5 protein-coding genes are annotated in these 3,958 nt (G+C 69.4%); all 5 read right to left on the bottom strand.

Going from position 1 to position 3,958, the window contains the following annotated elements; all coding sequences use genetic code 11:
* Positions 1-1,433, bottom strand: a 1,433-nt coding sequence (locus GJV64_RS12215; RefSeq protein ID WP_328799185.1) for an acetyl-CoA carboxylase biotin carboxylase subunit, incomplete at its 3' end; no start/stop codon positions are given.
* Positions 1,430-2,065, bottom strand: coding sequence for an urea amidolyase associated protein UAAP2 (locus GJV64_RS12220; RefSeq protein WP_164157497.1), 636 nt, complete (start codon positions 2,063-2,065; stop codon positions 1,430-1,432). The genes GJV64_RS12220 and GJV64_RS12215, both read right to left, overlap by 4 nt.
* An 8-nt stretch (positions 2,066-2,073) precedes the next feature.
* Positions 2,074-2,922 carry an urea amidolyase associated protein UAAP1 gene (locus GJV64_RS12225; RefSeq protein ID WP_164157499.1) on the bottom strand — a complete coding sequence of 283 codons (849 nt, stop codon included), beginning with the start codon at positions 2,920-2,922 and terminating at the stop codon, positions 2,074-2,076.
* The gene (locus GJV64_RS12230; protein WP_164157501.1) at positions 2,919-3,410 is read right to left on the bottom strand and encodes a CopG family ribbon-helix-helix protein; all 492 of its coding nucleotides are present in this window, start codon (positions 3,408-3,410) and stop codon (positions 2,919-2,921) included. Before GJV64_RS12230 ends, GJV64_RS12225 begins: the two co-directional genes overlap by 4 nt.
* The coding region (locus GJV64_RS12235; protein WP_164157503.1) for an ATP-binding cassette domain-containing protein at positions 3,407-3,958 on the bottom strand (552 nt) is incomplete at its 5' end. The genes GJV64_RS12235 and GJV64_RS12230, both read right to left, overlap by 4 nt.

Consider the following 3,958-nt stretch of genomic DNA (forward strand, 5'->3'; position numbering starts at 1 on the left):
GACGGCGGCACGCCCACCGCCCACAGGCGCTGGCGGCCCGGCCAGTCCTGCACGCTGGTGGCAGTGCCGCCGGCCAGCACGCGGATGCAGCGCGGCGCATATACCACATCGGCCAGCGCGCGGGTGGACACGTCCCCGCTGGTGAAGGCCGGCATCCTGACCACGCTGCGCAGCCAGCGAAGGTTGGTCTCGATCCCGTCGATGCGGCTGGCATCCAGCGCGCGGGCCATGGCGGCCACGGCCTCGTCGCGCGTCGGGGCATGGACAATCAGCTTGGCCAGCATCGGATCATAGAAGGCGCTGACCTGGCTGCCCGCCGCCACCCACGTCTCGGTGCGGATATCGGCTGGGAAGTCGACCGCCGTCAGCAGGCCCGTGGTGGGCCGGTAATCGAGCGCCGGATCCTCGGCATAGAGGCGCACCTGCACGGCATGGCCCGATGGCGTGGGCGCGGGCGCGTCCATGAAGGCGAAATCGCCGGCGGCGGCACGCACCATCCATTCAACCAGATCGATGCCCATCACCGCCTCGGTGACGCCATGTTCGACCTGGAGCCGGGTGTTCATCTCGAGGAAGAAGAAATCCTGGGCATCGGCGTCATAGAGGAATTCCACCGTGCCGGCGTTCAGATAGCGCGCAGCCTCGCCCAGCCGCACGGCAGCGGCGATCAGGCGGGCGCGCACCGCCTCTGGCAGGCCGGGCGCCGGGGCCTCTTCCACCACCTTCTGGTTGCGGCGCTGGAGCGAACAGTCCCGCTCGCCAAGTGCCAGGACGCGGCCCTTGCCATCGCCGAAAATCTGCACCTCGACATGGCGGGCGCGGGCCACGAAGCGCTCGAGAAACACGCCGCCATCGCCGAAATTGCTCTGGCCAAGCCGGGCCACCGCATCAAAGCCGTCGGCCAGCGCCGCTTCGTCGGCGCACACGCGCATGCCGATGCCGCCACCACCAGCGGTGGCCTTCAGCATCACCGGAAAGCCGATGCTGCGCGCGGCCGCCAGCGCCGCGTCGCGGTCACGCAGCAGGTCGCTGCCCGGCGCCAGCGGCACGCCGTGCGCGGCGGCCAGCGCGCGGGCGCTGTGCTTCAGGCCGAAGGTGCGGATATTGTCGGGCGTCGGGCCGATGAATACCAGGCCGGCGGCCGCGCAGGCGTCCGCGAAATCGGCATTCTCGGCCAGGAAGCCATAGCCCGGGTGGATGGCCTGGGCGCCGGTCGCCAGCGCCGCCCTGATGATGGCGGCACCGTCCAGATAGGTGTCGGCGGGGCGCTCGCCGGGCAGGCGCACCGCCACATCGGCGGCGGCGACATGGGCGGACGCCTCGTCGGCGTCGGAATAGACCGCGACCGACCGCAGGCCCATCGCCTTCAGCGTGCGGATGATGCGTGTGGCGATGGCGCCGCGATTGGCGATGAGAACGGTGTCGAGGCTCATGCGCTGACGATCATCCGGACCGGAGTCGGGTTGAAGGCGTTGCACGGGTTGTTGATCTGCGGGCAGTTGGACACGACCACGATCACGTCCATGTCGGCCTTCAGGTCCACCGTCAGGCCCGGCGCGGAGATGCCGTCGACGATGCCCAGCGCGCCATCGGCCTCCACCGGCACGTTCATGAAGAAGTTGATGTTGGCCACGATGTCGCGTTTGCCGCGCCCCTCGCTCAGATTGGCTTCGAGGAAATTCTCCACGCAGGCATGCTGGCACTTGGTGTGATGGCCATAGCGCAGCGAGTTGGATTCAACCGAGCAGGCCCCGCCGATGGTGTCGTGATACTCGACCGCGCTGGCGGCGATGGTCATCAGCGGCCGGCCTTCGTTTGACATCAGCTTGGTGCCGGTGCGCAGGAACAGATTGCCCTGCGCGGCCACCGTGTCCTGCGCCGAATAGCGTTCGGCATCATCGTGGGCGGCATAGATCAGGAAATCGACCGCCTGGTTGCCTTCAAGGTCAACGATGCGCAGCGTCTGCCCGGCATTCACATGGTGCAGCCAGGGCGCGCGCGCCGGCACGATCTCGTCGTGGAGGATGGCGCCGGGCAGGCCGGCCAGATGGGGATCATGTGTCATGGCGGTTCTCAACGGCGATAAAGATCTTCGACATTCAGGAAGGCGCGCAGGCCTTCCGGTGTCGCGGTGCGGATGGGGTCGTCCACCGGTGTCACCGGCCCGCGCCAGGCGGTCAGGCGCAAGGGGGTGGAGCAATATTCGGGGCGCGGATCGAGCACGTGCGGGCAGTTGGCGATGACGATGATCACCTCCATCTCGGCGCGCAACAGCACGTGGCGCCCGGGCGCGAACGGACCCACGACGGGCGTGATGCCACCATCAGCCTCGATGCGGGTGCCCTTGAACAGGGTGATCGCCGGGTGCACGTCGCGGCGCGAAAGGCCATGCTTGGCCGCGCCCAGGAGGAAGCGGTCCCGCCCGTTGGGATGCGGGCCGCTGTTGGCGCCATTGCCATAGCGGGCGGCATTGGTGGCGGCATTGGAGACACCGCTGAAACAGTCATGCGTGCCGGCGGTATCCTCGACGATGCTCATCAGCACCCGGCCCATGTCGGACAACAGCAGCTTGCCCGGCCCCAGATAGGCGTTCCACTGCACCTTCACTGTATCCGCCATGTTCAGCCGCTCGGTCGGCATGCCGGCATTGAAGATCTGCAGGCTTGCTGCCGCGTCCCCGGCCTTGTCGATGAGGCGCAGCCGGGCGCCGCGCGGCAGGCGGCGAGTGGCATAGCCTCCGGGCGCCACGGTTTCTTCCCACAGCAGGTCCTCGGCGGCGACGCCGGCCGGCAGATCGGTAGCCACCGGCGGCAGGATCGGCATCGCCTCCACGACGGTGCCGCCCTGGGCGCGGGCATGGGCGCGCGCGGCGTTCGGATCGGCTAGCGCGCCGCCGGGCAACGGCGTGATGGGAGCGGTCATGGCATATAGTCCCGTGGGAAGTGGCCCTGCTGATGCAGCGGCGGCAGGAGGGCGGTGGTGGTGACAAGATCAAGCTGCTGCACGCCGCGCACCTGGCGCAGCGCATCGGCCAGGGCGCGCAGCCGCAGCGCCGGCCCCTGCAGCAGCAGCACTTCCAGCGACTGGTCGTCTTCCAGGAAGACATGCTGGGCCGAGATGACCTCCTTCAGAAAGGCGGCCTCGATCTGGGCCAGCTGCTGGCGCACGCGGCCGCGATCGGCGCGATAGACAAGGGTGATGGTGCCGGCGAACAGCGCATCGGGGTGGGTGAGCGCCTCGTGCTCAGCCAGCGCATGGCTGATCAGCTCGGCCAGCAGCTGCGAACGCGAGGCCAGTTGCCGCTCCGCCAGCATCGCATCCAGCCGCTGCATCAACGCCGCGGGCAGGCTGATGCTGAGCCGCGCCAGGGTCGGCGGGGCGGGCGCAGTGAGAGAGGTCGCGGCGGTCATGCCGGCCCCATCGCGCTGTCGCCCGGCCCTGCCAGGTCTTCACCCGGCGCCGGCAGCGCCGGCAGACTGGCCGCATCGGGCAATTCATCGGCCTTGGGCCGCAGCTTCAGATCATAGGTGGCGGTGGCGCCAAAGCGGTGCGGCGCTTGCGGATCGTGGCGGCGCTTGTCGAGCGCGATCACCCGCGTGCCCAGCGCGAAGGCCTCGCGGATATCGTGGGTGACCATGATGATGGTGAGCTGACGCTCCCGCCACAGCCGGCGAATGAGCAGGTGCATGTCGGCGCGGATGCCGGGATCGAGCGCGCCGAAGGGCTCGTCGAGCAGCAGGATGCGCGGCTGCATCATCAGCGCCTGCGCAATGGCGAGCCGCTGCTGCATCCCGCCCGACATCTGCGCCGGATAACGATCCCCGGCATCGGCCAGCCCGACCGCGGCAAGCATGGCCTCGGCCTCGTCTCGCGCGGCGCGGCGGCGGGCGCCGAACAGCCGGGCCAGGAGCGGGCTGCCGGCCAGTTCGCGCGCCAGCATCACGTTGCCCAGCGCGGT

This window comes from Sandarakinorhabdus rubra (assembly GCF_010994245.1).
GTDB classification, from domain to species: Bacteria; Pseudomonadota; Alphaproteobacteria; order Sphingomonadales; family Sphingomonadaceae; genus Sandarakinorhabdus; species Sandarakinorhabdus rubra.

Bases quoted from the DNA above. Each gene is read 5' to 3' on its own strand.
- GJV64_RS12220 (WP_164157497.1), bottom strand. From the start codon at position 2,065: ATGACACATGATCCCCATCTGGCCGGCCTGCCCGGCGCCATCCTCCAC.
- GJV64_RS12225 (WP_164157499.1), bottom strand. From the start codon at position 2,922: ATGACCGCTCCCATCACGCCGTTGCCCGGCGGCGCGCTAGCCGATCCG.
- GJV64_RS12230 (WP_164157501.1), bottom strand. From the start codon at position 3,410: ATGACCGCCGCGACCTCTCTCACTGCGCCCGCCCCGCCGACCCTGGCG.